This is a genomic window from Intrasporangium chromatireducens Q5-1 (assembly GCF_000576575.1).
Classification (GTDB): Bacteria; Actinomycetota; Actinomycetes; order Actinomycetales; family Dermatophilaceae; genus Intrasporangium_A; species Intrasporangium_A chromatireducens.
On sequence record NZ_AWQS01000042.1, the window covers coordinates 1 to 24,909 of the forward strand.

37 protein-coding genes are annotated in these 24,909 nt (G+C 69.0%); 4 read left to right on the forward strand and 33 right to left on the reverse strand.

Going from position 1 to position 24,909, the window contains the following annotated elements; genetic code table 11:
- Nucleotides 1-41 precede the first annotated feature (41 nt).
- From rpsD to N864_RS07455, 6 genes are all read right to left on the reverse strand, one after another.
- Nucleotides 42-650 (reverse strand): 30S ribosomal protein S4, encoded by a 609-nt coding sequence (rpsD, locus tag N864_RS07430; RefSeq protein WP_034715207.1) that lies wholly within the window; start codon nt 648-650, stop codon nt 42-44.
- 31 nt (nt 651-681) lie between these two features.
- A complete protein-coding gene (rpsK, locus tag N864_RS07435; RefSeq protein ID WP_034715209.1) occupies nt 682-1,077 on the reverse strand; it encodes a 30S ribosomal protein S11 in 396 nt (131 codons plus the stop codon).
- 73 nt (nt 1,078-1,150) lie between these two features.
- A complete protein-coding gene (rpsM, locus tag N864_RS07440) occupies nt 1,151-1,525 on the reverse strand; it encodes a 30S ribosomal protein S13 (protein ID WP_034715211.1) in 375 nt (124 codons plus the stop codon).
- A 226-nt stretch (nt 1,526-1,751) separates the two neighbouring features.
- Nucleotides 1,752-1,865: a 50S ribosomal protein L36 gene (gene rpmJ, locus N864_RS07445; RefSeq protein WP_034715213.1), complete on the reverse strand. Its 114-nt coding sequence runs from the start codon at nt 1,863-1,865 to the stop codon at nt 1,752-1,754.
- Nucleotides 1,866-1,998: 133 nt separating this feature from the next.
- A complete protein-coding gene (infA, locus tag N864_RS07450) occupies nt 1,999-2,220 on the reverse strand; it encodes a translation initiation factor IF-1 (protein WP_013493543.1) in 222 nt (73 codons plus the stop codon).
- A 212-nt stretch (nt 2,221-2,432) separates the two neighbouring features.
- A complete protein-coding gene (locus N864_RS07455) occupies nt 2,433-2,786 on the reverse strand; it encodes an iron chaperone (RefSeq protein ID WP_034715217.1) in 354 nt (117 codons plus the stop codon).
- A 70-nt stretch (nt 2,787-2,856) separates the two neighbouring features.
- Here N864_RS07455 and N864_RS07460 point away from each other — a divergent pair, with 70 nt between their 5' ends.
- A complete protein-coding gene (locus N864_RS07460) occupies nt 2,857-3,513 on the forward strand; it encodes a hypothetical protein (protein ID WP_034715219.1) in 657 nt (218 codons plus the stop codon).
- Between the two features lie 107 nt (nt 3,514-3,620).
- Here N864_RS07460 and N864_RS07465 read toward each other — a convergent pair whose 3' ends face one another.
- A complete protein-coding gene (locus N864_RS07465) occupies nt 3,621-5,120 on the reverse strand; it encodes a DHA2 family efflux MFS transporter permease subunit (RefSeq protein WP_034715221.1) in 1,500 nt (499 codons plus the stop codon).
- Between the two features lie 190 nt (nt 5,121-5,310).
- Between N864_RS07465 and acnA the strand changes: the two genes are divergently transcribed.
- The 3 genes from acnA to N864_RS07475 are packed head-to-tail and all read left to right on the forward strand — an operon-like array spanning nt 5,311 to nt 8,824.
- The gene (acnA, locus tag N864_RS07470) at nt 5,311-8,175 is read left to right on the forward strand and encodes an aconitate hydratase (protein WP_051518311.1); all 2,865 of its coding nucleotides are present in this window, start codon (nt 5,311-5,313) and stop codon (nt 8,173-8,175) included.
- A 57-nt stretch (nt 8,176-8,232) separates the two neighbouring features.
- Nucleotides 8,233-8,373 carry a hypothetical protein gene (locus tag N864_RS24600; protein ID WP_205620889.1) on the forward strand — a complete coding sequence of 47 codons (141 nt, stop codon included), beginning with the start codon at nt 8,233-8,235 and terminating at the stop codon, nt 8,371-8,373.
- Nucleotides 8,366-8,824, forward strand: coding sequence for a carboxymuconolactone decarboxylase family protein (locus N864_RS07475; RefSeq protein WP_205620890.1), 459 nt, complete (start codon nt 8,366-8,368; stop codon nt 8,822-8,824). The genes N864_RS24600 and N864_RS07475 overlap by 8 nt, the downstream gene beginning before the upstream one ends.
- Here N864_RS07475 and gdhA read toward each other — a convergent pair whose 3' ends face one another.
- The 26 genes from gdhA to N864_RS07605 form a co-directional block, all read right to left on the reverse strand.
- Nucleotides 8,825-10,180: an NADP-specific glutamate dehydrogenase gene (gdhA, locus tag N864_RS07480; RefSeq protein WP_034715223.1), complete on the reverse strand. Its 1,356-nt coding sequence runs from the start codon at nt 10,178-10,180 to the stop codon at nt 8,825-8,827.
- A gap of 132 nt (nt 10,181-10,312) precedes the next feature.
- Complete coding sequence (map, locus tag N864_RS07485; protein WP_034715225.1) at nt 10,313-11,158, reverse strand: type I methionyl aminopeptidase; 846 nt, start codon at nt 11,156-11,158, stop codon at nt 10,313-10,315.
- A 12-nt stretch (nt 11,159-11,170) separates the two neighbouring features.
- On the reverse strand, nt 11,171-11,740 hold the full coding sequence (locus N864_RS07490) for an adenylate kinase (RefSeq protein WP_034715227.1): 570 nt from the start codon (nt 11,738-11,740) through the stop codon (nt 11,171-11,173).
- Entirely contained in the window at nt 11,740-13,062 is a 1,323-nt protein-coding gene (gene secY / locus N864_RS07495) for a preprotein translocase subunit SecY (protein WP_034715229.1), read from the reverse strand. The genes N864_RS07490 and secY overlap by 1 nt, the downstream gene beginning before the upstream one ends.
- A gap of 158 nt (nt 13,063-13,220) precedes the next feature.
- The gene (rplO, locus tag N864_RS07500) at nt 13,221-13,694 is read right to left on the reverse strand and encodes a 50S ribosomal protein L15 (RefSeq protein WP_034715231.1); all 474 of its coding nucleotides are present in this window, start codon (nt 13,692-13,694) and stop codon (nt 13,221-13,223) included.
- Between the two features lies 1 nt (nt 13,695).
- Nucleotides 13,696-13,878 carry a 50S ribosomal protein L30 gene (rpmD, locus tag N864_RS07505; protein ID WP_034715233.1) on the reverse strand — a complete coding sequence of 61 codons (183 nt, stop codon included), beginning with the start codon at nt 13,876-13,878 and terminating at the stop codon, nt 13,696-13,698.
- Nucleotides 13,878-14,549 (reverse strand): 30S ribosomal protein S5, encoded by a 672-nt coding sequence (gene rpsE / locus N864_RS07510; protein ID WP_034715235.1) that lies wholly within the window; start codon nt 14,547-14,549, stop codon nt 13,878-13,880. Before rpsE ends, rpmD begins: the two co-directional genes overlap by 1 nt.
- 40 nt (nt 14,550-14,589) lie before the next feature.
- Nucleotides 14,590-14,964 (reverse strand): 50S ribosomal protein L18, encoded by a 375-nt coding sequence (gene rplR / locus N864_RS07515; RefSeq protein WP_034715236.1) that lies wholly within the window; start codon nt 14,962-14,964, stop codon nt 14,590-14,592.
- 3 nt (nt 14,965-14,967) lie between these two features.
- Nucleotides 14,968-15,504, reverse strand: a complete 537-nt coding sequence (gene rplF / locus N864_RS07520) for a 50S ribosomal protein L6 (protein WP_034715238.1) — start codon at nt 15,502-15,504, stop codon at nt 14,968-14,970.
- Between the two features lie 12 nt (nt 15,505-15,516).
- Nucleotides 15,517-15,915, reverse strand: a complete 399-nt coding sequence (gene rpsH / locus N864_RS07525; protein ID WP_034715240.1) for a 30S ribosomal protein S8 — start codon at nt 15,913-15,915, stop codon at nt 15,517-15,519.
- A 93-nt stretch (nt 15,916-16,008) separates the two neighbouring features.
- Complete coding sequence (locus tag N864_RS07530; protein ID WP_034715243.1) at nt 16,009-16,194, reverse strand: type Z 30S ribosomal protein S14; 186 nt, start codon at nt 16,192-16,194, stop codon at nt 16,009-16,011.
- Between the two features lies 1 nt (nt 16,195).
- On the reverse strand, nt 16,196-16,771 hold the full coding sequence (gene rplE, locus N864_RS07535; RefSeq protein ID WP_034715244.1) for a 50S ribosomal protein L5: 576 nt from the start codon (nt 16,769-16,771) through the stop codon (nt 16,196-16,198).
- 2 nt (nt 16,772-16,773) lie between these two features.
- Complete coding sequence (rplX, locus tag N864_RS07540) at nt 16,774-17,142, reverse strand: 50S ribosomal protein L24 (protein WP_034715246.1); 369 nt, start codon at nt 17,140-17,142, stop codon at nt 16,774-16,776.
- A gap of 2 nt (nt 17,143-17,144) precedes the next feature.
- Nucleotides 17,145-17,513 (reverse strand): 50S ribosomal protein L14, encoded by a 369-nt coding sequence (gene rplN, locus N864_RS07545; protein ID WP_034715247.1) that lies wholly within the window; start codon nt 17,511-17,513, stop codon nt 17,145-17,147.
- Nucleotides 17,514-17,722: 209 nt separating this feature from the next.
- Nucleotides 17,723-18,028, reverse strand: coding sequence for a 30S ribosomal protein S17 (gene rpsQ, locus N864_RS07550; protein ID WP_051518313.1), 306 nt, complete (start codon nt 18,026-18,028; stop codon nt 17,723-17,725).
- Nucleotides 18,025-18,396 (reverse strand): 50S ribosomal protein L29, encoded by a 372-nt coding sequence (rpmC, locus tag N864_RS26220; RefSeq protein ID WP_034715248.1) that lies wholly within the window; start codon nt 18,394-18,396, stop codon nt 18,025-18,027. The genes rpsQ and rpmC overlap by 4 nt, the downstream gene beginning before the upstream one ends.
- Nucleotides 18,396-18,815, reverse strand: coding sequence for a 50S ribosomal protein L16 (gene rplP, locus N864_RS07560; RefSeq protein WP_034715249.1), 420 nt, complete (start codon nt 18,813-18,815; stop codon nt 18,396-18,398). Before rplP ends, rpmC begins: the two co-directional genes overlap by 1 nt.
- A gap of 2 nt (nt 18,816-18,817) precedes the next feature.
- On the reverse strand, nt 18,818-19,648 hold the full coding sequence (gene rpsC / locus N864_RS07565; RefSeq protein WP_034715250.1) for a 30S ribosomal protein S3: 831 nt from the start codon (nt 19,646-19,648) through the stop codon (nt 18,818-18,820).
- Between the two features lie 2 nt (nt 19,649-19,650).
- Nucleotides 19,651-20,025 carry a 50S ribosomal protein L22 gene (gene rplV, locus N864_RS07570; protein WP_034715251.1) on the reverse strand — a complete coding sequence of 125 codons (375 nt, stop codon included), beginning with the start codon at nt 20,023-20,025 and terminating at the stop codon, nt 19,651-19,653.
- A 29-nt stretch (nt 20,026-20,054) separates the two neighbouring features.
- On the reverse strand, nt 20,055-20,336 hold the full coding sequence (gene rpsS / locus N864_RS07575) for a 30S ribosomal protein S19 (RefSeq protein WP_026864141.1): 282 nt from the start codon (nt 20,334-20,336) through the stop codon (nt 20,055-20,057).
- A 12-nt stretch (nt 20,337-20,348) separates the two neighbouring features.
- Nucleotides 20,349-21,185, reverse strand: a complete 837-nt coding sequence (gene rplB, locus N864_RS07580) for a 50S ribosomal protein L2 (RefSeq protein ID WP_034715255.1) — start codon at nt 21,183-21,185, stop codon at nt 20,349-20,351.
- A gap of 29 nt (nt 21,186-21,214) precedes the next feature.
- A complete protein-coding gene (gene rplW / locus N864_RS07585; protein WP_034715257.1) occupies nt 21,215-21,517 on the reverse strand; it encodes a 50S ribosomal protein L23 in 303 nt (100 codons plus the stop codon).
- Entirely contained in the window at nt 21,514-22,155 is a 642-nt protein-coding gene (gene rplD, locus N864_RS07590) for a 50S ribosomal protein L4 (RefSeq protein ID WP_034715266.1), read from the reverse strand. Before rplD ends, rplW begins: the two co-directional genes overlap by 4 nt.
- A 2-nt stretch (nt 22,156-22,157) precedes the next feature.
- Nucleotides 22,158-22,814 (reverse strand): 50S ribosomal protein L3, encoded by a 657-nt coding sequence (gene rplC, locus N864_RS07595; protein WP_034715268.1) that lies wholly within the window; start codon nt 22,812-22,814, stop codon nt 22,158-22,160.
- 17 nt (nt 22,815-22,831) lie between these two features.
- Complete coding sequence (gene rpsJ / locus N864_RS07600; RefSeq protein ID WP_009775966.1) at nt 22,832-23,140, reverse strand: 30S ribosomal protein S10; 309 nt, start codon at nt 23,138-23,140, stop codon at nt 22,832-22,834.
- 353 nt (nt 23,141-23,493) lie between these two features.
- On the reverse strand, nt 23,494-24,801 hold the full coding sequence (locus N864_RS07605; RefSeq protein ID WP_034715272.1) for a M18 family aminopeptidase: 1,308 nt from the start codon (nt 24,799-24,801) through the stop codon (nt 23,494-23,496).
- Nucleotides 24,802-24,909 lie beyond the last annotated feature (108 nt).

Sequence of the window (24,909 nt, forward strand, 5' to 3'; positions counted from 1 at the left end):
ATGCCGCTGAGCTGGCTCAGCGGCATACCGCTCCTTGGTCGTCAGTCCTTCGAGTAGAGCTCGACGATGAGCTGCTCGGTGAGCGGCGTGTCGATCTGCGCGCGCACCGGGAGCTGGTGGATGAGGATCTGCAGCGAGCCCTCGATGACCTGCATCCAGGCCGGCGGAGTGCGGTCCCCGAACGTCTGGCGGGCCAGCTCGAACGGGAACGTCTCGACGGACTGCTTGCGGACCGTGATGATGTCGTACTGCTCGACCCGGTAGGACGGGACGTCGACGCGCACGCCGTTGACCTCGAAGTGGCCGTGCGTCACGAGCTGACGGGCGTGCCGACGCGTGCGGGCCAGGCCCGCCCGGTAGACGACGTTGTCGAGGCGCGACTCGAGGATCTGGAGGAGGTTCTCGCCGGTCTTGCCGGGGCGGCGGGCCGCCTCCTTGTAGTAGCGGACGAACTGCTTCTCCATGACGCCGTAGGCGAAGCGGGCCTTCTGCTTCTCCTGGAGCTGGAGCAGGTACTCCTTCTCCTGGATGCGGCGACGCCCGTGCTGGCCGGGCGGGAAGGGGCGCAGCTCGAAGTTCTTGTCGCCGCCGACGAGGTCGATCTTGAGACGGCGGGACTTCTTGGTGATCGGGCCGGTGTACCGAGCCATGTCTATCTACTCCTGGTGGTCTCGGGCCGGATCAAACGCGACGGCGCTTGGGCGGACGGACACCGTTGTGCGGCGTGGGGGTGACATCGCTGATGGCACCCACCTCGAGGCCGGCGGCGGTGAGGGAACGGATCGCCGTCTCGCGGCCCGAGCCCGGGCCCTTGACGAAGACGTCGACCTTGCGCATGCCGTGCTCCATCGCGCGACGGGCAGCGGCCTCGGCGGCCATCTGCGCGGCGTACGGCGTGGACTTGCGCGAGCCCTTGAAGCCGACCTGGCCGGCAGAGGCCCACGAGATCACGGCACCGGTCGGGTCGGTGATCGAGATGATCGTGTTGTTGAACGTGCTCTTGATGTGAGCGTGCCCGTGGGCGACGTTCTTCTTTTCCTTACGACGAACCTTCGTCGTACGAGCCTTGGGAGGCATGTTTCTCCTACGTCAGAACTTCGATGTCAGTGGGCGTCCAGAGACGAGGCCGGGGCGGCGACTCGACTCAGGATCACTTGGCCTTCTTCTTGCCGGCCACGGTGCGCTTCGGGCCCTTGCGGGTGCGCGCGTTGGTCTTCGTGCGCTGGCCGCGCACGGGCAGGCCGCGGCGGTGACGAAGGCCCTGGTAGGAACCGATCTCGACCTTGCGGCGGATGTCGGCCTGGACCTCGCGGCGCAGGTCACCCTCGAGGCGGTAGTTGCCCTCGAGGTAGTCACGTAGCGCGACGAGGTCGGCCTCACTGAGGTCCTTGACGCGGATGTTCGGGTCGACGCCGGTTGCTGCCAGCGTCTCCTTGCTGCGGGTGCGACCCACACCGAAGATGTAGGTCAGGGCGACCTCGACGCGCTTGTCGCGCGGCAGGTCGACTCCAACAAGACGAGCCATGTCGTCGTTCTCCTGGTTTCTGTTTCGCGGAGGTCTGGAGCAGTCACCGATCCGGTAGCGACTCGTTCGTCGCTCCTCAGAGCTGAGGGTCCGGTCCCCGGCCTCCGTGCCGGGGGTGACGTCCTGCGCCGACGCGATGGTCGGTCATCAGGGGCCGGGTGCTGCGGTGTTCACTTGTGTGGCGTGCTGTCGAAGCTCTCCGACAGTGCTGGGCTGGTGGCCCTGCTCAGCCCTGGCGCTGCTTGTGGCGCAGGTTCTCGCAGATCACCATGACCCGCCCGTTGCGGCGGATCACCTTGCACTTGTCACAGATCCTCTTGACGCTCGGCTGAACCTTCATCTGCCTGCTGTCTTCAGATCGAGCTCCCGGCCGTGACGGGCCCGTGGCCGGGCCCGGCCCGTTCGGGAGCGGGGTTTATCGGGTGGTGGTGCTGACTGCTCGATGCTCGCGGCGAACCGCGCGCCCCGGACGGTCAGCGATAGCGGAAGACGATCCGACCACGGGTCAGGTCATAGGGCGAGAGCTCGACCACGACCCGGTCCTCGGGGAGGATCCGGATGTAGTGCTGACGCATCTTGCCCGAGATGTGGGCGAGCACCTTGTGACCGTTGGAGAGCTCGACCCGGAACATTGCGTTCGGGAGAGCCTCGACGATCGTGCCCTCGATCTCGATGACACCGTCCTTCTTGGCCATATCCTCCGTCTATCTGTTGCGGCCGACCCCGGACTGGGACGACCATGGTGCGTGCCGCTGTGGTCCAGCTGACTGCCATGCCGCGAACGGCATGCGGGTGCCCGGGCACACGACACCCAAGGATCAAGGCTACCCGGGTGGGCGACATACTCCTAATCGGTGAGCGCGACTCGCGTCGGCCGCGGACCGTTTGGCGGCGGCGCCGTCGGCGGTCACGCCCGGGCGTCGATCTCGCGGCGCCGCAGCTCGACGACCTGCCTCAGCACGGCGTCCGGTATCGGCCGGTCGGCGTCGAAGCGGATCGTCCCCCGGGACAGCGAGAAGCCGGCCAGGTCGGGAGCCACCGCCTCCACGACGGCGCCGCTGAAGGGATAGAGCGACAGGTGCTGCTTCGTCGCGACGGCGGCGACGAGCGGCTTGCCGCGGTGCAGCAGGGCGGGCATCCCGTAGCTGGTGCCCTCCTCGGCGTCGGGGACGAGGGCGCGAGCCACCTCGACCACGTGCTCGAGCGCCGCCCGGCGCGCCTCGTCGTCCATCCCGGCCAGGTAGTCGGTCACGGTCCCCACCACGGCATCGTCGCAAACGTCCGGCCGTCCCGTCCCGGGTTCGGGCAGCGCCGGCTGACATGATCACCGGGTGACAGGTGACGCCGACGGCCCGGAGAGCATCGAGGACTACTACGCGCGGATCCTCGCCACGACCGACGAGGAACAGCGCCTACCCGTCGCCGTCGAGGAGATGCCCGGCTGGGACATCTACCCCTACGAGCTCGACTCGCTCCGGCTCAAGCCGCTGCGTCCGCTCGCCGACGCGGACCCGCCGCGTCGCGGTGAGGCAGCCGAGGACTGCTGGTGCGCGCAGCCGCCTCGGGCCGACGACGGCACGCTCGTGTGGCGCTCGGAGCGATGGACGCTCGGGCTGACCTCCGACACCGGCCTGCCCCTCGGTTTGGTGCTCAGCCCGCTGGAACACCACGACCTGCCCGGGCTGCCGGCCGACCTCGCCGCCGAGATGGGGCTGCTCCTCGTCGCCATCGCGGCCGCGGTCGAGCTGGTGCCGAGTGTCGGCCGCGTGCAGCTGGCGAAGTACGGCGACGGCGGCGCGCACCTGCACCTGTTCTTCCTCGGCCGCCCCACGCGCATCCTGCAGTTCCGGGGCTCTCCCCTGCTCGACTGGGAGGAGAACCTGCCCCGGGTGCCGCTCGAGGTGCTCCAGCGCAACGCGAGGGTCGTCGCCGACCGCCTCGTCGAGGCGCTGGGCGGCGAGGCGGGTCGGCTCGGCCGTTCCGCGTGATCTGGCGCTGACTGCCGCGGGATCGTGCTCTCGATCGTCGGGATCGTGCTCTCGATCGTCGGGATCGTGCTCTCGATCGTCGGGATTGTGCTCTCGATCGGAGGGAGTCAGGCGCGCTGGTGCTGGGGACGTTCGAAGAAGAAGGCCGCCACGACACCGATGACGAGAACCGCGGCGGGCAGCAGCATCGCGTCGGCCATCGCCGAGGCGAACCCCGGCGCCACCTGCGGCGGCAGCGTCGCGCCGGCCGCCTGCTGGAACTGGCCGCTGCTACCGGCGGCGCCGGGCAGGTGCGCCGCGAGCCGGGCCTCGATGACCGCCGCGATCGCCGCACTGCCGAGGACCGCACCGACCTGGCGGGTCGTGTTGTAGATGCCGGCGCCCGCCCCGGCGGCGCGCATCGGCAGGTTGCGGTTCGCGGTCGCGCCGAGCGGACCCCACATGAAGGCCTGGCTCACGCCCATGAACCCCATCGGCAGCAGGATCTGCCACACCGCACTGTCCGGCGTCATGACCCGGCTGACCCAGAAGAGCGACAGCGCCGTGCCGGCGATACCGAGCGGCGCGAGGGCCCGTGGGTGCACCCGGTCGGTGAGCTTGCCCGACACCGGGGCGAGCGCCCCGGACAGCACCGCCATGGGAGCGAGCAGCAGCGCGGACTGGGTGGGCGACATCCCCCGCACGACCTGCGCATAGAGCATGAAGGGGAAGGCCATCGCCGTGACGGAGCACCCGACCGTCGTGATGGCGACGTTCGCGAGCGAGAAGTTGCGGTCGGCGAAGAGCGAGAGCGGCACGAGGGGCTCGCGCCGGTTCTTGCTCTGCCACCACAGGAAGACGGCAATGACCACGACGCCCGCGCCGATGAGGAGCGGCACCGAGACGAACCCACGGATCGTCCCCCAGTTGTACGTCTCCCCCTCCTGGACACCGAAGACGAGCAGGAACATCCCCACGGCCGACAGGAGCACACCGATCCAGTCGAAGGAGTGCGTGTGCGTCGTCAGCCGCGGCACGAGCCGGGCGGCGAGGACGAACGCGATGATGCCGACCGGGACGTTGATGAAGAAGATCCACTCCCAGCCGGGGCCGTCGACGAGCACACCACCGACGATCGGGCCGACGAGGATCGCCACGCCGGCGGTCGCACCCCAGAGGGCCATCGCCTGGCCGCGTGACGCCGCCGGGAAGGTCCGCGTGATGACGGCCATCGTCTGCGGGGTCAGCATCGAGGCCCCCAGCCCTTGGACCACCCGGGCGATGATGAGCCAGCCGATCGAGTCGGTCAGCCCGCACCACAGCGACGACAGGGTGAAGACGAGCAGCCCGAGCAGGTAGAGGCGCTTCGGGCCGAACCGGTCCCCCAGCCGGCCGGTGATGAGCAGGGGCACGGCGTACGCGAGCAGGTAGGCGCTCGTGACCCAGATGACGTCGTTGACCCCGGCGTGCAGGCCCTCCATGATCGCCGGCGTCGCGACCGACACGATCGTCGAGTCGACGAGAATCATGAAGAACCCGAGGACCATCGCCCACAGGGCCGGCCACGGGCTGCGTCCCTCGGGCGCATCGGTCCCGACACCGGCTCCGGCCGTCTGCTCGATCGCCATGGGGCCCCTTTCAGCACGCCTCTCGGCGCAACGGATCTCGACGGACACGGCCCATCAGCGGACAGAACCGACCAAGCCTACTCGGGGGCGGCTGGGAGCAGTCTGGGAACGGCCTGAGGCAGGTTGCGCTGGCCAGCGCTTCATCGGCATGCCTACAGTGGCGAGCAGAACCCAACGCGAGGAGAGCACCATGGCGATGGACAGTTTCGGCACGCTCGACACGCTCTCGGTGGGGGACGCGTCCTGGCGCATCCGGCGCCTCGACCGCGTCGAGGGCGCCGACCGCCTCCCCTACAGCCTCAAGGTCCTGCTCGAGAACCTGCTGCGCAACGAGGACGGACGGCTCGTCACGGGCGAGCAGATCGAGGCGATGGCCCACTGGGACCCCGCAGCCGCAGCGAGCAGCGAGATCCAGTTCACCCCCGCCCGAGTCCTCATGCAGGACTTCACCGGTGTGCCGTGCGTCGTCGACCTCGTCGCGATGCGCGACGCGATGACCGAGCTCGGCGGCGACCCGCAGAAGATCAACCCGCTCATCCCCACCGACCTCGTCATCGACCACTCCGTCGTCGCCGACGTCTTCGGCACCCCGGACGCGTTCCGGATCAATACCGAGCTGGAGTTCGGCCGCAACAAGGAGCGCTACCAGCTGCTGCGCTGGGGCCAGCAGGCCTTCCGTGACTTCAAGGTCGTCCCGCCCGGCACCGGCATCTGTCACCAGGTCAACCTCGAGCACCTGGCCCGGGTCGTCTTCACCCGTGACAGCGACGACGGACCGCTCGCCTACCCGGACACCCTGGTCGGCACCGACTCGCACACCCCGATGGTCAACGGGCTGGGCGTGCTGGGCTGGGGCGTCGGCGGGATCGAGGCCGAGGCGGCGATGCTGGGTCAGCCGATGAGCATGCTCATCCCGCAGGTCGTCGGGCTCAAGCTGACCGGTGAGCTGCCCCCGGGCACGACGGCCACCGACCTGGTCCTCACCGTCGCCGAGCTGCTCCGCGAGACCGGCGTCGTCGGCCGCTTCGTCGAGTTCTTCGGCCCCGGCGTGGCGAACGTCCCACTCGCGAACCGCGCGACGATCGGCAACATGAGCCCCGAGTACGGCTCGACGGCCACGATGTTCCCGATCGACGACGAGACCCTGTCCTACCTGCGCCTCACCGGACGAGAGGAGGAGCACGTCCGCCTGGTCGAGGCCTACGCCAAGGAGCAGGGGATGTGGCACGACCCGGGTCACGAGCCGCAGTTCTCGACCGTCGTCGAGCTCGACCTCGGCGACATCGAGCCGTCCATCGCCGGGCCGAAGCGGCCCCAGGACCGCATCCCGCTGCGGGTCGCGCCCGGCACGGTCGGTGCCCTGCTCACCGGCCACAGCTACGATCAGGCCCTCGCGGTGGGACAGGAGGTCGACGAGGAGGCCAGCCTCGACGAGGCCTCCGAGGAGTCCTTCCCCGCGAGTGACCCCATCGCCGTCACCGCGTCGACCGCGCACGACCGGCCGCGGGCCCCGATGACCGCCGATCAGCGGAAAGACATCCCCAGCAACCCGGTCGACATCTCGCTCGAGGACGGCCAGCAGACCACGGTCGACCACGGCCACGCCGTCATCGCGGCGATCACCTCGTGCACCAACACCTCCAACCCGTCCGTGATGATCGGGGCCGGGCTGCTCGCCAAGAAGGCGGTGGAGAAGGGCCTGAGCCGCAAGCCGTGGGTCAAGACCTCGCTGGCCCCCGGCTCCCGGGTCGTCACGGACTACTTCGACAAGGCCGGTCTGACGCCCTACCTCGAGAAGCTCGGCTTCGACCTCGTCGGCTACGGCTGCACGACATGCATCGGCAACTCCGGTCCGCTCATCCCCGAGGTGAGCGCCGCCGTCAACGACAACGACCTCACCGTCTGCGCGGTCCTGTCGGGCAACCGCAACTTCGAGGGACGGATCCATCCCGAGGTGAGGATGAACTTCCTCGCCTCTCCCCCACTCGTCATCGCCTATGCCTTGGCCGGCACGTTGCGCGCCGACCTCGTCGACGGCCCGATCGGCACCGACCCGGACGGCAACCCGGTCCATCTCAAGGACATCTGGCCGACGGAGCAGGAGATCAACGACGTTGTCTCGCAGTGCGTCGAGGCGGACATGTTCGAGGAGGGCTACTCTGACCTCTACGCCGGTGATGACAACTGGCGCAGCCTGCCGGTCCCCGAGGGGCACCGCTTCGACTGGGACCCCGACTCGACCTACGTGCGGCGCCCGCCGTACTTCGACGGCATGTCCCGCACGCCCGAGCCGGTCACCGACATCACCGGAGCCCGCGTGCTCGCCCTGCTCGGCGACTCCGTCACGACCGACCACATCAGCCCGGCTGGTGCGTTCAAGACCGACTCCCCCGCCGGGCAGTACCTCACCGACCACGGCCTCGAGCGCAAGGACTTCAACTCCTACGGCTCCCGGCGCGGCAACCACGAGGTGATGATCCGCGGCACCTTCGCCAACATCCGGCTGCGCAACCAGCTGGCGCCCGGGACCGAGGGCGGCTTCACCCGTGACTTCACCCAGCCGGACGGCCCGGTCACGACGATCTTCGACGCGGCCACCCACTACACGGAGGCGGGCACGCCACTGGTCGTCATCGCCGGCAAGGAGTACGGCTCAGGCTCGTCCCGCGACTGGGCCGCCAAGGGCACGACCCTGCTCGGCGTGCGCGCGGTGGTCGCCGTCTCCTACGAGCGGATCCACCGGTCCAACCTCATCGGCATGGGCGTCCTCCCGCTCCAGTTCCAGGACGGCGACAACGCCCAGAGCCTCGGCCTCGACGGGACCGAGACCTACTCCGTCACGGGGCTCGAGGGCAGCGAGCAGCTGCCCCACACCGTGACGGTGCGCGCCGAGAAGGACGGCGACACAACGGAGTTCACCGCCACGGTGCGGATCGACACGCCCGCCGAGGAGGCGTACTACCGCCACGGCGGCATCCTCACCTACGTCCTGCGCCAGCTGCTCGACTCCGACACGGAGCCCGACGAGGTGCCGGCGCCCGAGCCCGCCGGCTAGCGCGGCGGCAGCTGAGCACCATACGACAGGCGACCCCCATCGCGAAGGAGATCATGGATGACCCACGAGATGTACCCCATGGAAGCGATCTGCGTCGCCGCCGAGATGCGCTCCGGGGGTGCGGTCGCGCACTCGACTCTCGCGCTCGACGCGCTCGGCACCCATGCGCGCGCGCAGGACGGCGCCGCACGTGAGTGAGCACGGCCAGCGTCTCTCGATCAGGGACAGCGCCCCGGACGCGTATGCCGCCGTGCTGGGTCTCGAGCGGATGATCCACTCGAGGGGGCTGGCTCCCAGCCTGATCCACCTCGTCAAGATCCGCGCCTCGCAGCTCAACGGCTGCGCGTACTGCCTCTCGATGCACCACCACGAGGCTCGCCGCGACGGCGAGAAGCAGTCCCGGCTCGACCTGCTCTCGGCCTGGCGCGAGGCGCCGTTGCTCTACACCGAGCAGGAGCAGGCGGCGCTGCGCCTCACCGAGGAGATGACGCTCATCGGCGAGCACGGCGTCTCAGACGAGGTCTGGGACGCGGTGGGCGACGCCTTCTCCGAGCAGGACGTCGTCACGCTCGTCATGGCCATCGTGACGATCAATGTCTGGAACCGGATGGCCGTGACGACTCGCCAGCCGCCCGACCTGCACGACTGATCAGATGACCCCGAGGGCGAGGACGGCCTCGGCGAGCTGGACGAACGAGGACGTGTTGGCCCCGAGGATGTAGTTGCCCGGCGCGCCGTACTCGTCCGCACTGGCAGCGCACCGCTCGTGAATGCCGCGCATGATGCCGGCGAGGCGCTCCTCGGTGTACTCGTGGCTCCACGAGTCCCGCGAGGCGTTCTGCTGCATCTCGAGGGCAGACGTCGCCACGCCCCCGGCGTTGGCCGCCTTGCCGGGCGCGAAGAGCACGTCCGCGTCGAGGAAGACCCGGGTTGCGGCGGGGGTCGAGGGCATGTTGGCCCCCTCCGCGACGACGCGAACTCCGTTCTTCACCAGCGTGATCGCGGCCTGCTCGTCGAGCTCGTTCTGCGTGGCGCAGGGCAGCGCGATGTCGCAGTCGACGTCCCAGATGCACCCGTCCGCAACGAAGCTCGCGCCTGTCCGCTGCTCGGCGTACTCGCTGATCCGGCCGCGGTCGACCTCCTTGATGCGCTTGAGCAGGTCGAGGTCGAGGCCGGACTCGTCGACGATGTAGCCGCCGGAGTCGGAGCAGGCCACGACAGTGGCACCGAGCTGCTCGGCCTTCTCGACGGCGTAGATCGCGACGTTGCCCGACCCGGAGACGACGACACGCTTGCCGTCGAAGGACTCGCCACGGGCGCGGAGCATCTCGTCGGCGAAGAAGACCGTGCCGTAGCCGGTCGCCTCCTTGCGGACGAGCGAGCCGCCCCACCCGAGGCCCTTGCCGGTCAGGACGCCGGACTCGTAGCGGTTGGTGATCCGCTTGTACTGGCCGAACAGGTAGCCGATCTCGCGGCTGCCGACGCCGATGTCACCGGCCGGCACGTCCGTGTACTCGCCGAGGTGCCGGTACAGCTCGGTCATGAACGACTGGCAGAAGGCCATGACCTCGCGGTCGCTCCGGCCCTTCGGGTCGAAGTCGCTGCCGCCCTTGCCGCCGCCGATGGGCATGCCCGTCAGGGCATTCTTGAAGGTCTGCTCGAAGCCGAGGAACTTGACGATGCCGAGGTAGACGCTGGGGTGGAACCGCAGGCCGCCCTTGTAGGGCCCGAGCGCGGAGTTGAACTCGACCCGGAAGCCCCGGTTGATCTCGACCTCGCCGCGGTCGTTGACCCACGGCACCCGGAAGATGATCTGCCGCTCCGGCTCGCACAGCCGCTCGAGGACCTTCGTCTCCGCGAACTCCGGATGCTTGCGGGCCACCGGGGTCAGCGACTCGAAGACCTCGAGGACCGCCTGGTGGAACTCCAGCTCCCCCGGGTTGCGTCGCAGCACGACCTCGTAGAGCTCCTGCAGGTGGGGGGTCAGCTCGGGCGTCGTGCTCATCGGAGGAACTCCTTCAGGTCGTGGACGGACGCGATTGTGCCAAGCCGGGCGCCCACCCCGCAGATGCGGTCAGGGATCGGACGCCCGCGTGGCTCGGCGACGCCGTCTCGGACCCTGCCGTCGGCGGCCGCGTCAGTCCAGCGGCGCGTATGGCGCTCCGCGCGCTTCCAGCGCGGCCTGTCCCCCGTCGAGGGCGGTGAGCACCCAGATGCCCCCGTCGCGCACGACGACGCTGTGCTCGAAGTGGCAGGCCCGCGACCCGTCAGCGGTGACGACGGTCCAGTCGTCGGCCAGGACCCGGGTGTCGGTGCCGCCAAGGGTGATCATCGGCTCGATCGCACCCGTGAAGCCGTCGACGAGGCGGGGGCCGGTCTCGCCGGTCGCGTAGTTCGGGATCTGGGGGTCCAGGTGCATCTTCTCGCCGATGCCGTGCCCGACGTACTCGTCGATGATCCCGTAGGTGTGCCGGTCCCGCTCCGCGGCCGCGTCGATGCTCGCCTCGATGGCGTCGCCGATGTCGTAGAGGCGACCGCCGACCTTCATCGCTGCGATGCCGTCGTAGAGGCTCGCCTCGGTGGCCGCGATGAGGTCGAGGTCCTCCGGGCGAGCGGCCTCGGGGCCGCCGACGACGACCGAGATGGCGGAGTCGCCGTTCCAGCCACGGACCTCGGCGCCGCAGTCGATCGAGAGCAGGTCTCCCTCACGGAGCACGCAGGAGCTGCTCGGGATGCCGTGCACGACCTGGTCGTTGACGCTCGTGCAGAGCGTGTGCGAGTAGCCCGCCACGAGCTGGAAGTTGGGGATGCCCCCGTGGCTCCGGATGAACTCCTCGGCGAGCCGGTCGAGCTCGAGCGTCGTCACCCCGGGCCGGATGCGCTGCCGGAGCATCTCGAGGGTCCGCCCCGTGAGCAGACCCGCCTCACGCATGAGGAGGATCTGCTCGTCGGTGCGGCTGCGCAGCTTGTGGCGTCCGAACACGTGCGGCCCCGGTCAGGCCCGCTGCGGCAGGGCGGCGATGACGCGCTCGGTCACCGCGTCGACCTCGCCCATCCCGTCGACCTGCACGAGCAGGCCGGCGTCGGCGTAGTGCTGCGCGAGCGGGGCGGTCTCCTTGCGGTAGATCGCCTGCCGCTCGCGGATGACGTCCTCGGTGTCGTCGGCGCGCTGCTCGATGGCGGCGCGCTTGAGCAGCCGCTCGACGACCGCATCCTCGTCGACAGTGAGCTCGAGGACGGCGTCGAGCCGCTGCCCCTGCTTGGCGAGCATCACGTCGAGCGCGTCGACCTGGCCGACGGTGCGGGGGTAGCCGTCGAGCAGGAAGCCGTCCTTGGCGTCCTCCCAGGACAGGCGGTCCTCGACGATCTCGTTGGTGACCTCGTCAGGCACGTAGCCGCCGGAGGAAAGGATCTTCTCGACCCTCTCGCCGAGCGGCGTCCGCTGCTTGATGTTGGCGCGGAAGATGTCGCCGGTGGAGATGGCGGGGATGCCGAGGCGGTCGGCGATCCGGGCCGCCTGGGTGCCCTTGCCCGCTCCAGGGGGGCCGAGGATGATCAGTCGCATTACCGGAGGAACCCTTCGTAGTGTCGCTGTTCGAGCTGCGCCTCGATCTGCTTGACCGTCTCCAGGCCGACGCCGACGAGGATGATGATCGACGTTCCACCGAAGGGGAAGTTGGCCTGGTTCGCCTCGACCATCACAAACGCGATGACCGGGATCAGCGAGACGACGGCAAGGTAGATCGCTCCCGGCACGGTGATTCGGGTGATGACGTACTGGAGGTACTCGGCCGTGGGTCGCCCGGCCCGGATACCTGGGATGAAGCCACCGTACTTCTTCATGTTGTCCGCCACCTCGGTGGGGTTGAACGTGATGGACACGTAGAAGAACGTGAAGAAGATGATGAGCGCGGTGTAGATGATCATGTAGATCGGGTGGTCTCCGCGGGTCAGGTTGTTGCTGATCCACTGGGCCCACGCCGGTCCGCCGGAGGCGCCCTGCTGGAACTGGGCGATCATCGCCGGGAGGGCCAGCAGGGACGAGGCGAAGATGACCGGGATGACGTTGGCCATGTTGACCTTGAGCGGGATGTAGGTCGAGGTGCCGCCGTACATCCGGCGTCCCACCATCCGCTTCGCGTACTGGACCGGGATCCGGCGCTGGGACTGCTCGACGAAGACGACGGCCCCGAGGATGAAGAAGCCCATCAGCACGATCCCGAGGAACGTGCCCCAGCCCTTGTTCTCCTTGATCTGCCACAGCGCACCCGGGAAGTTCGCGGCGATCGAGATGAAGATGAGCAGCGACATGCCGTTGCCGACGCCCCGGTCGGTGACGAGCTCGCCGAGCCACATGATGAGCCCGGTGCCCGCCGTCATCGTCAGCACCATGATGACGATCGTGATCATCGACTGGTCGGTGAGGATGTTGTCGCAGCCGGGCCCGAAGAGTGCCGACGGGTTGCGGGCGAAGGTCACGAGGGTGGCCGACTGGAGGATCGCGAGCCCGATCGTCAGATAACGCGTGTACTGCGTCATCTTGGTCTGGCCGGACTGGCCCTCCTTCTTCAGCTCCTCGAACCGTGGGATCACGACGGTCAGCAGCTGCACGATGATGCTCGCGGTGATGTACGGCATGATCCCGAGGGCGAACACCGACAGCTGGAGCATGGCGCCGCCGCTGAACAGGTTGGCCAGGCTGAGGAAGCCGGCCTGGTCGCTGCCGAGCGCCTGGCTCTGCGCGAGGCAGGCCTGGACCAGCGGGTAGCTCACCCCGGGGGTGGGCAGGTGGGATCCGAAGCGGAACAACGCGATGATGCCCAGGGTGAAGAGCAGCTTCTTGCGCAGGTCCGGGGTGCGGAACGCGCGAACGAAAGCGGCGAGCACTGGTCCTCCTGAGGGGCCGCGCGAGGACGCGGCGTGGTCAAGCAATCCGGTGAAGGGTAACCCAGAAACGCGAGACCCCGGACGCCCTCCCGCGGACCGACGTGCTGTCGATCCGCTCGAGAGCGCCCGGGGTGGGCGTCACTGCATCGAGCCCGTCGTCACTCGCCGTCGGCCGGCGAGGTGACCGAGCCGCCGGCGGCCTCGATCTTCTCCTTGGCCGAGGCCGAGAACTTGTGGGCCTGCACGTCGACCTTGACGGAGATCTCGCCGGTGCCGAGCACCTTGACCAGCTGGCCGTCACGGACGGCCCCCTTGTCGACGAGGTCCGCGACGGTCACCGTGCCACCCTCCGGGAAGAGGGCCTGCAGGCGGTCGAGGTTGACCACCTGGTACTCGGTGCGGAACGGGTTCTTGAAGCCGCGCAGCTTGGGCAGGCGCATGTGCAGGGGCATCGAGCCACCCTCGAAGCGCTGCGGGACCTGGTAGCGGGCCTTCGTGCCCTTGGTGCCCCGACCGGCGGTCTTGCCCTTGGAGCCCTCGCCGCGACCCACGCGGGTCTTGGGGGTCTTGGCGCCCGGGGCAGGCCGCAGGTGGTGCACCTTGAGGGCGCTGCCGTCTGACTTCTCAGCCATGTCAGTCAACCTCCTCGACGGTGACGAGGTGGGTCACCGTCTTGACCATCCCGCGGATCTCGGGACGGTCCTCCTTGACGACGACGTCGCCAATGCGCTTCAGACCGAGGCTGCGCAGCGTCTCACGCTGGTTCTGCTTGCCACCGATCTCGGAACGGGTCTGGGTCACCTTGAGTCGCGCCATCACGCACCTGCCTTCTCGGCGGCCTTGGCGTCGGCGATGCCCGCGGCGCGCGCCTTGAGCATGGCCGCCGGAGCGACCTCCTCGAGGGACTTGCCGCGGCGGGCCGCGACCGACTCGGGACGCTCGAGCTCACGCAGGGCCTGGGCCGTCGCGTGCACGATGTTGATCGCGTTGTCGGAGCCGAGCGACTTCGACAGGACGTCGTGGATGCCCGCGCACTCGAGGACCGCACGGACCGGGCCACCGGCGATGACACCGGTGCCGGGTGCGGCCGGGCGCAGCATGACGACGCCCGCGGCCGCCTCACCCTGGACGGGGTGAGGGATGGTGCCCTGGATGCGGGGGACGCGGAAGAAGCCCTTCTTGGCCTCCTCGACGCCCTTCGCGATCGCGGCGGGGACCTCCTTGGCCTTGCCGTAGCCGACTCCCACGGTGCCGTCACCGTCACCGACGACGACGAGGGCGGTGAAGCTGAAGCGACGGCCACCCTTGACGACCTTGGCGACGCGGTTGATGGTCACGACGCGCTCGACGTACTGGTTCTTCTCGGCGTCCCGCCCCTCGCGGTGGTCACGGCCGCCGCGGCGGTCCTGACCGCCCCGGCGGTCGCCGCGCTCGCCGCCGCGCTCACCGGTGGCGGGACCGGTGCCTCGACGCTGCTGTCCGGGCATCAGATGTTCCTCATCTCAACGATTGCGTTCACGTGAAAAGTCACAGGGCCAGCCCACCTTCGCGAGCGCCCTCCGCGATCGCCGCAACACGACCGTGGTACTTGTTGCCGCCACGGTCGAACACGACGGCCTCGACCCCGGCGTCCTTGGCCCGGGCCGCGACGAGCTCGCCGACCTTCTTGGCCTTGGCGGTCTTGTCGCCGTCGAAGGCGCGCAGGTCCGGCTCCATCGTGGAGGCCGACGCGACCGTCTTGCCGACCGTGTCGTCGACGACCTGGACGAACATGTGCCGGGTCGAGCGGGACACGACGAGCCGCGGCCGCGCTGCGGTGCCCGCGATCTTCTTGCGACCGCGCACCTGGCGACGGATCCGGGCGGCGGCCTTGCTCTTGCCGCGCTTGATGATCATTGCCATGGCTTACTTACCGGCCTTTCCAACCTTGCGACGGATCTGCTCGCCCGCGTAGCGAACGCCCTTGCCCTTGTACGGGTCGGGCTTGCGGAGCTTGCGGATGTTGGCCGCGACCTCGCCGACCAGCTGCTTGTCGATGCCCTGCACCGAGAAGCGGGTCGGGTTCTCGACGGCGAAGCTGATCCCCTCGGGGGCCTCGACGAGAACGGGGTGCGAGAAGCCGAGGGAGAATTCGAGGTTGGACCCCTTCGCGGCGACCCGGTAACCGGTGCCGTAGATCTCCATCTTCTTCTCGTAGCCCTCGGTGACGCCGAGGACCATGTTGTTGATGAGCGAGCGGGTCAGGCCGTGCAGCGAGCGCGAGTCGCGCTCGTCGTTCGGGCGCTTCACCTCGAGCGTGCCGTCGGCCTGCTCGACGGTGATCGGCTCGGGCACCGTCAGGGCGAGCTGCCCCTTGGGGCCCTTCACCGTGATGTCCTGGCCGCTGACGCTGACGTCGACGCCGGCCGGGATGGAGACCGGGAGTCGTCCGATTCGCGACATGTCAGTCTCTCCTTACCAGACGTAGGCGAGGACTTCCCCACCCACGCCCTTCTCGTGTGCCTGCCGGTCGGTCAGCAGCCCGCTCGACGTCGAGATGATCGCGACGCCGAGGCCGCCGAGCACGCGCGGGAGGTTCGTCGACTTCGCGTAGACGCGAAGACCGGGCTTGCTCACGCGGCGGACGCCGGCGATGGAGCGCTCGCGGTTCGGGCCGTACTTGAGGTCGATGGTGAGGGTCTGGCCGACCTCGGCCTCCTCCACCTTCCACCCCGCGATGTAGCCCTCGGCCTCGAGGATCTCCGCGATGTTCTTCTTCAGCTTCGAGTACGGCATGGACACCGCGTCGTGGTGCGCCGAGTTGGCGTTCCGCACGCGGGTCAGCATGTCCGCAATCGGGTCAGTCATGGTCATGTGGGCTTCTCCGCCCTTCCTCACCGGGGTTTCGACCAGGCAGGTGCCGGGCCGACCTACGGTGCCAGAGGTATGTGGTCGGTCTGAGTGGGGTTACCAGGAGCTCTTGGTCACGCCGGGCAGCTCGCCGCGGTGTGCCAGCTCGCGCAGGCAGATGCGGCAGAGGCCGAACTTCCGGTAGACCGAGTGCGGCCGGCCGCAGCGCTGGCAGCGGCTGTAGGCGCGCACCTTGAACTTGGGCTTCTTGTTCGCCTTGTTGACGAGGGCGGTCTTGGCCATGTCAGTTCTCCTTGAAGGGGAAGCCGAGCGCCTTGAGCAGCGCGCGCCCCTCGTCATCGTTGGTCGCCGTGGTCACGACGGTGATGTCCATGCCGCGGACGCGGTCGATGCGGTCCGGGTCGATCTCGTAGAACATCGACTGCTCGGTGAGCCCGAACGTGTAGTTGCCGCGGCCGTCGAACTGCTTCGGGGAGAGCCCGCGGAAGTCGCGGATGCGGGGCAGCGCGACCGACACGAGCCGGTCGAGGAACTCCCACATGCGGTCACCGCGCAGCGTGGTGTGCGCGCCGATCGGCATGCCCTCACGCAGCTTGAACTGGGCGATGGACTTGCGCGCCTTGGTCACGACCGGCTTCTGGCCGGTGATCGAGGCGAGGTCGCGCACCGCGCCCTCGATGAGCTTGCTGTCCCGGGCCGCGTCGCCGACACCCATGTTGACGACGACCTTGACGACGCCGGGGACCTGCATGACGTTGTCGTAGCCGAACTCGTCACGCAGGGCGGTCTTGATCTCGTCCTGGTAGCGCTGCTTCAGGCGCGGCTTGCTCAGCACCGCCGTGGTGGTGGTCTCACTCATGTTCAGAGGTCCTTGTCCGACTTGACGGCGACCCGGACGCGGGCGGCCTTCTGGCGGCCGTTCCGCTCCACCGTCTCGACGCGCGTCTTGATCCGGGTCGGCTTCTTGCTCTCCGGGTCGACGACCATCACGTTGCTGACGTGGATCGGCGCCTCGGTGTGGGTCAGCCCACCGGTGCGGGTGCCGCGGGCGGTGGCCCCAGCCTTGATGTGCTTGGTGACGCGGTTGATGCCCTCGACGAGCACACGCTGGCTCTCGGGGAACACCGCGATGACCTTGCCCTGCTTGCCCCGGTCGCCGCCGTTCTTCTGGCTACGGCCCGAGATGACCTGGACGAGGTCACCCTTCTTGATCTTCATCTTGTTCGCCATGCTCACAACACCTCCGGCGCGAGCGAGATGATCTTCATGAACTTCTTCTCGCGCAGCTCACGGCCGACGGGGCCGAAGATGCGGGTCCCACGGGGATCCCCGTCACCCTTGAGGATGACCGCGGCGTTCTCGTCGAACTTGATGTACGACCCGTCGGCGCGGCGACGCTCCTTGACGGTGCGCACGATGACGGCCTTGACGACGTCACCCTTCTTGACGTTGCCGCCGGGGATCGCATCCTTGACCGTGGCGACGATCGTGTCGCCGATGCCGGCGTACCGACGACCCGAGCCACCGAGCACACGGATGCAGAGCAGCTCCTTGGCACCCGTGTTGTCGGCGACACGCAGTCGCGACTCCTGCTGAATCACTGTCTAACTCCTGTCGTCGTGCTGGTTCTCCCGGGCAATTGGGTCACGCATGAGCGCGCGACTTCTTTGGCCGGAAGCCTTGCCGAACTGGATGGGCACGTGACCTGCGATCCGGGCTGAGCGGCATACAGAGCCTGTATGACGCTCACCCCGCAAAGCGAGCCACGCGGGCTTTTGGGGGGTCCACGGGGGGCACGCCCCCCGTGTGGTTACTTCGCCTTCTCGATGATCTCGACGACGCGCCAGCGCTTCGTCGCGGAGAGGGGGCGGGTCTCCATGATGAGCACGCGGTCGCCGATGCCGGCCTCGTTGCGCTCGTCGTGGGCCTTGACCTTGCTGGTGCGACGGATGACCTTGCCGTAGAGCGCGTGCTTGACGCGGTCCTCGACCTCGACCACGACGGTCTTGTCCATCTTGTCGCTCACCACGTAGCCCTGGCGCGCCTTGCGGTAGTTGCGCTCGGTCGTGGTGCCGGCCGTCGTGGCGTTGCCCACCACGTTCTCCTGCTCGCTCATGCCTGGGCCTCCTCAGCCTGCTCGTCGGCCTGCTTCTCGGACGGAGCCGCCTCGTTCGCAGCCTCCTCGTCCTTCTTCGCGGCCTTCGCGGCCTTCTTGTCAGCCTTCTTGTCGGCCTTCTCGTCCGTGGCGGGCTCCGCCACCGGCGCCGAGCCGATGCCGAGCTCGCGCTCACGCATCTCGGTGTAGATCCGGGCGATGTCCTTCTTGACCGCACGGAGCCGGCCGTGGTTGTCCAGCTGGCCGGTGGCCGACTGGAACCGGAGGTTGAACAGCTCCTCCTTGGCCTTCTTCAGCTCGTCGGCGAGACGGGCGTCGTCGAGACCACGCAGCTGGTTGGGCATCAGGTCCTTGGTACCGACTGCCATCAGTTGTCACCACCCTCACGCTGGACGAAGCGGCACTTCATCGGGAGCTTGTGCATCGCGAGGCGGAGCGCCTCACGGGCGACCGGCTCGGAGACGCCGGACAGCTCGAACATCACGCGCCCGGGCTTGACGTTGGCGATCCACCACTCCGGCGAGCCCTTACCGGAACCCATGCGGGTCTCGGCGGGCTTCTTGGTGAGCGGACGGTCCGGGTAGATGTTGATCCAGACCTTTCCGCCACGCTTGATGTAGCGGGTCATCGCGATACGAGCGGACTCGATTTGACGGTTCGTGACGTAGGCCGGCTCGAGCGCCTGGATGCCGTAGTCGCCGAAGGCGATCTTCGTGCCGCCCTTGGCAGCGCCCGAGCGACCCGGATGGTGCTGCTTGCGGTGCTTGACTCGACGGGGAATCAACATGGTCAGGCCTGCTCATTCTCGGCGCTGGCCGGGGCGGGGGCCTCGGCGGCAGCCGTGGACTCGGTGGCCGCGCGCTCCTGGGGAGCAGCGGCCTCGGTGCGGTCACCGCGGCGGGCGCGGTTCGGACGGTCACCCTCACGACGCGGGCCACGCGACGGGCGCGGGGACGCAGCCTGCTGGGCCGCGAGCTCCTTCGCCGTCAGGTCGCCCTTGTAGATCCACACCTTGACGCCGATGCGGCCGAACGTCGTCCGGGCCTCGTAGAAGCCGTAGTCGATGTTGGCGCGGAGCGTGTGCAGCGGGACGCGACCCTCGCGGTAGAACTCCGTCCGGCTCATCTCGGCGCCGTTGAGGCGGCCGGAGACCTGGACGCGGATGCCCTTGGCGCCGGCGCGCTGCGCGGACTGCATGCCCTTGCGCATGGCGCGACGGAAGGAGACACGGGCGGAGAGCTGCTCGGCGATGCCCTGGGCGACCAGCTGGGCGTCGACCTCGGGGTTCTTGACCTCGAGGATGTTCAGCTGGACCTGCTTGCCCGTGAGCTTCTCGAGCTCGCCGCGGATGCGGTCGGCCTCGGCGCCGCGGCGGCCGATGACGATGCCCGGCCGGGCGGTGTGGATGTCGACGCGGACGCGGTCGCGGGTGCGCTCGATCTCGACCTTGGCGATGCCGGCGCGCTCCATGCCGTTCTCCATGAGACGGCGGATCGCGACATCTTCCTTGACGTAGTCGCGGTAGCGCTGCCCGTCCTTGGTCGAGTCAGCGAACCAGCGGCTCTTGTGCTCGGTCGTGATGCCCAGCCGGAAACCGTTCGGGTTGACCTTCTGGCCCATGGTCAGCGGCCTCCCTTCCCGTTGTTCTTGCTGTTCTCGGCGACGACGACCGTGATGTGGCTCGTGCGCTTGTTGATGCGGCCGGCGCGACCCTGGGCGCGCGGGCGGAACCGCTTCATCGTCGGGCCCTCGTCGACGAACGCCGACGCGATGACGAGGTTGCGCTCGTCGAAGGCGGCCGACTCACGGTCCGCCTTGACGCGGGCGTTGGCGATGGCGCTCTCGACGACCTTGCGCACCGGCTCGGACGCGGCCTGGGGGGCGAACTGGAGGACGGTGAGTGCCTCCGTCGCCTGCTTGCCGCGGATGAGGTCCACGACACGGCGCGCCTTCATCGGCGAGACACGGACGTGCCGTGCCGAAGCCTTGGCTTCCATGACTTCTTCCTTGGATATGGTGGCGGCCATCAGCGACGACGACCCTTCTTGTCGTCCTTCACGTGACCCTTGAACGTGCGGGTCGGTGCGAACTCGCCGAGCTTGTGGCCGACCATCGACTCGGTGACGAACACCGGGACGTGCTTGCGGCCGTCGTGGACGGCGAAGGTGTGGCCGAGCATGTCCGGGCTGATGACCGAACGGCGCGACCAGGTCTTGATGACGTTCTTCGTGCCCGCTTCGTTCTGGGCGTCCACCTTCTTCTGGAGGTGGTCGTCGATGAAGGGACCCTTCTTCAGGCTACGAGGCATGTGAGGCTCCTATCAGCGCTTCTTGCCAGTCCGACGGCGACGCACGATGAGCTTGTCGCTTTCCTTGTTGGCCCGGCGGGTGCGGCCCTCGGGCTGCCCCCACGGGCTGACGGGGTGACGTCCACCGGACGTCTTGCCCTCACCACCACCGTGCGGGTGGTCGATCGGGTTCATCGCGACACCACGGACGGAGGGGCGCTTGCCCTTCCACCGCATGCGGCCCGCCTTGCCCCAGTTGATGTTGCTCTGCTCGGCGTTGCCCACCTCGCCGACCGTCGCGCGGCAGCGCGCGTCGACGTTGCGGATCTCGCCGGACGGCATACGCAGCTGGGCGTAGGGGCCGTCCTTGGCAACGAGCTGGACGCGAGCGCCCGCCGAGCGGGCGATCTTGGCGCCGCCGCCCGGCTTCAGCTCGATCGCGTGCACGACCGTGCCGACCGGGATGTTGCGCAGCGGCAGCGAGTTGCCCGGCTTGATGTCGGCCCCGGGGCCGTTCTCGATCGGGTCGCCCTGCTTGAGCCGGTTCGGCGCGAGGATGTAGCGCTTCTCGCCGTCGGCGTACTGGATGAGGGCGATGCGCGCCGTGCGGTTCGGGTCGTACTCGATGTGCGCGACCTTGGCCGGCACGCCGTCCTTGTCATGACGACGGAAGTCGATGACGCGGTAGGCGCGCTTGTGGCCGCCGCCGATGTGGCGGGTCGTGATGCGACCGGCGTTGTTGCGGCCGCCGGTCTTGGTGAGCGGACGGACGAGCGACTTCTCCGGCGTGGTGCGCGTGATCTCGACGAAGTCCGCGACCGACGAGCCACGACGGCCCGGAGTGGTCGGCTTGTACTTACGGATACCCATGTCTTATGGCCTCAGTTCTCTCGTCGATCTCAGGCGCCGGCACCGAAGATGTCGATCGAGCCCTCGCGGAGGGAGACGATCGCGCGCTTCGTGTCCTTGCGCTTGCCGATGCCGAAACGGGTGCGACGGGCCTTGCCCTGGCGGTTGATCGTGTGGACCTTGTCCACCTTCACGCCGAAGACCTGCTCGATGGCGATCTTGATCTCCGTCTTGTTCGCGCGCGGGTCGACGATGAAGGTGTACTTGCCCTCGTCGAGCAGCCCGTACGACTTCTCGGAGACCACCGGCGCGATGAGGATGTCGCGGGGGTTCTTCTCGTGGATTGCGCTCACTTCGAGTCCTCCTTGGCCTCGGTGCTCGCGGCCGGGGCGGACTTCGCGTCGGCCTTGACCGGGCCGGCGACGAAGGCGTCGAGCGCAGCCTGCGTGAAGACGATGTCGTCGGCGCAGAGCACGTCGTAGGTGTTGAGCTGGTCCGCGACGAGGACGTGGACGTCCGGCAGGTTGCGGACCGACTTCATGGCGACCTCGTCGCCGCGCGCCAGCACGACGAGGAGGTTCTTGCGGTCGGTCAGGCCGGCGAGCAGCGCCTTGGCGTCCTTCGTCGAGGGGGCCTCGGCGGTGACGATGGCGTCGACGACGTGGATGCGGCCGTAGCGGGCCCGGTCGGACAGGGCCCCGCGCAGGGCGGCGGCCTTCATCTTCTTGGGGGTGCGCTGCGAGTAGTCGCGCGGCACCGGGCCGTGGACCGTGCCACCGCCGGCGAACTGCGGCGCACGCGTCGAGCCCTGGCGGGCGCGACCGGTGCCCTTCTGGCGGTACGGCTTGCGGCCACCGCCGCGGACCTCGCCACGGGTCTTCGTCGAGTGCGTGCCCTGGCGAGCCGCCGCGAGCTGGGCCACCACGACCTGGTGGATCAGCGGGACGTTCGTCTGCACGTCAAAAATCTCAGCGGGAAGGTTGGTGGTCATGATCAGGCACCCTTCGCAGCCGTGCGGATCAGGACGATGCCGCCGCGGGGGCCGGGAACGGCGCCCTTGATCAGCAGCAGACCCTTCTCGGCGTCAACGGCGTGGATCTGGAGGTTCTGGGTCGTCTGGCGCACGCCGCCCATGCGACCGGCCATGCGCATGCCCTTGAAGACACGGCCCGGGGTCGCGCAGCCGCCGATCGAGCCCGGCTTGCGGTGGTTGCGGTGCGCACCGTGGGAGGCCGAGACACCGGAGAAGCCGTGACGCTTCATGACGCCGGCGAAGCCCTTGCCCTTGGTCGTGCCCGTCGCGTCGACGCGCTGGCCGGCCTCGAACACCTCGGCGGTCAGCTCCTGGCCGAGCTCGTAGTCGCCCGCGTCAGCGGTGCGCAGCTCGACGAGGTGGCGACGCGGCGTCACCCCGGCCTTGGCGAAGTGGCCGCTCATCGGCTTGTTGACCTTGCGCGGGTCGATGGCGCCGAACGCGATCTGCACGGCGGAGTAGCCGTCGGTCTCGGCGGCACGCACCTGCGTCACGACGCAGGGGCCGGCCTTGACGACGGTCACGGGGACGAGCCGGTTGTCGGCGTCCCACACCTGGGTCATGCCGAGCTTCTCGCCGAGCACGCCCTTGACAGTCTGGTCAGTCTTCGTAGTCACAGTCGTCACCCCCGAACTCACAGCTTGATCTCGATGTTGACGTCCGCCGGCAGGTCGAGACGCATCAGCGAGTCGACGGCCTTGGGCGTCGGGTCGATGATGTCGATGAGGCGCTTGTGCGTGCGCATCTCGAAGTGCTCGCGGCTGTCCTTGTACTTGTGGGGCGACCGAATGACGACGAAGACGTTCTTCTCCGTCGGCAGCGGCACCGGCCCAACCACGGTCGCGCCGGCGCGCGTCACCGTGTCGACGATCTTGCGCGCCGAGTTGTCGATGACCTCGTGGTCATACGACTTCAAGCGGATGCGGATCTTCTGTCCCGCCATCTCCGTTACGTCTCTCTCTCGCCGAACTGTCTGACCGGTTCCCTTGGCCATCCGACCCCCGAGGTCGGGCGTGTCGCGCCCGCTTCGCGGCGGGACGTGCGACTCTGGATCACGTCCCGGTGTGGATTGCCCGGCCGAACCGGGTTGGCCTGCGCTTCCCTTGGGCCTCCGCGTGGAGTCCGGGCGAGTCCCCGTCAGGAGGCTCTGCAAGGGGCGGCGCCACTGACATGGGTCAGCGACGCGCGTCAGGCAACCGCTCTATAGTGCCAGTTGCCCCCGTGCCCGATCAAATCGTGGCCCCGGCCCCCGGCCGCGCCGGCCACGCGGATCGGACCACGGTCCGATTGCGGAGGCTAGTCGGCGGGAGCCAGGAAGGCGGCGAGGGCCGCGGCGTACATCGCCGGGTCCTCGGCGCCGCACAGCTCCCGCGCGCTGTGCATCGAGAGCATCGGCGCGCCGAAGTCGACCGTCGTCGCCCCAGTGAGCGCCGCGGTCATCGGCCCGACCGTGGAGCCACACGGCAGGTCGCTGCGCGTGACGAACGTCTGCACCGGCACGGCGGCCTGTTCGCAGGCCAGCCGGAACGCCGCCTCGCCCCGCGAGTCGGTCGCGTAGCGCAGGTTCGTGTTGATCTTGAGGACCGGACCGCCATTGATGGCGATCTGGTGCTCCGGCTCGTGCCGGTCGACGTAGTTCGGGTGCGTCGCATGAGCCATGTCGCCGGACGCGATCACGGTCGCCGCGAGGGCCCGCCAGTAGTCGTCGCGGCTGCCGCCCGCGGCCAGGACCAGCCGCTCGAGGACCGACGGCAGGAGCGTCGACATGGCGCCCCGCTCCGAGGTGCTGCCGATCTCCTCGTGGTCGAACAGGACGACGACGGGCACCCGCTCGGGGTCACGCCCGGCGGCGTCGACGAGGGCGCGGACGGCGGCATACGAGGTCGCGAGGTTGTCCAGCCGCGGTGCGGCGACGAGCTCGCGGCGCAGACCGAGCCGCCCGGACGGTTCGGTCGGATAGGTCATCACGTCCCAGCCCAGGACGTCACCGGGCTCCGCGCCGACCTGATCGGCCACGTAGGCGCGGAAGTCGTTCGGCACGTCGCCGACGCCCCACACCGGCTCGAGGTGGGCCTGCTTGTTCAGCTCGAGCTTCTCGTGGACGCTGCGGTCGAGGTGGATCGCCAGCTGCGGGACCCGGAGCAGCGACCGCGGGTCGTGGAAGAGGCGGCTCGAGACGCCGCCAGCACCGCGCACCGCGACGCGACCGGCCAGGCCGAGGTCACGGTCGAGCCAGGAGTTGAGCAGCAGTCCCCCGTAGGGCTCGACGCCGAGCAGCTGCCAACCGACCCGCACGTGGTCCGGCCGGGGCTTGATGCGCAGGTTGGGGCTGTCGGTGTGCGCGCCCACGATCCGGAAGCCGGCCGCGGGCCCCAGCCCAGCGGCATACGCGCCGCGGTTGTCCCAGGCGATGAGGGAGCCGCCGCGCAGGAGGAAGTGCGCGCCGGCCTCGGTCGGGAAGGGCTCGGTCTCGGCCACCTCCGAGAAGCCCGCCTCCCGTAGCCGGGCGGCCGCCTGCTCGCAGGCGTGGAACGGCGTCGGGGCCGCGTCGACGAAGTCGATGAGCCCCTGCGCCTCGGTCTCGGTGTCGAAGGAGTGCGCCACGAGCCCCGACCCTATCGGCCGAGAGCAACGGGTATGCCGCTCACCCCCGCAGGCGGGTCGCCTTCCGCCGCGGGGGGACAACGCCAGAGGGCCCGGTCCGCCGAAGCG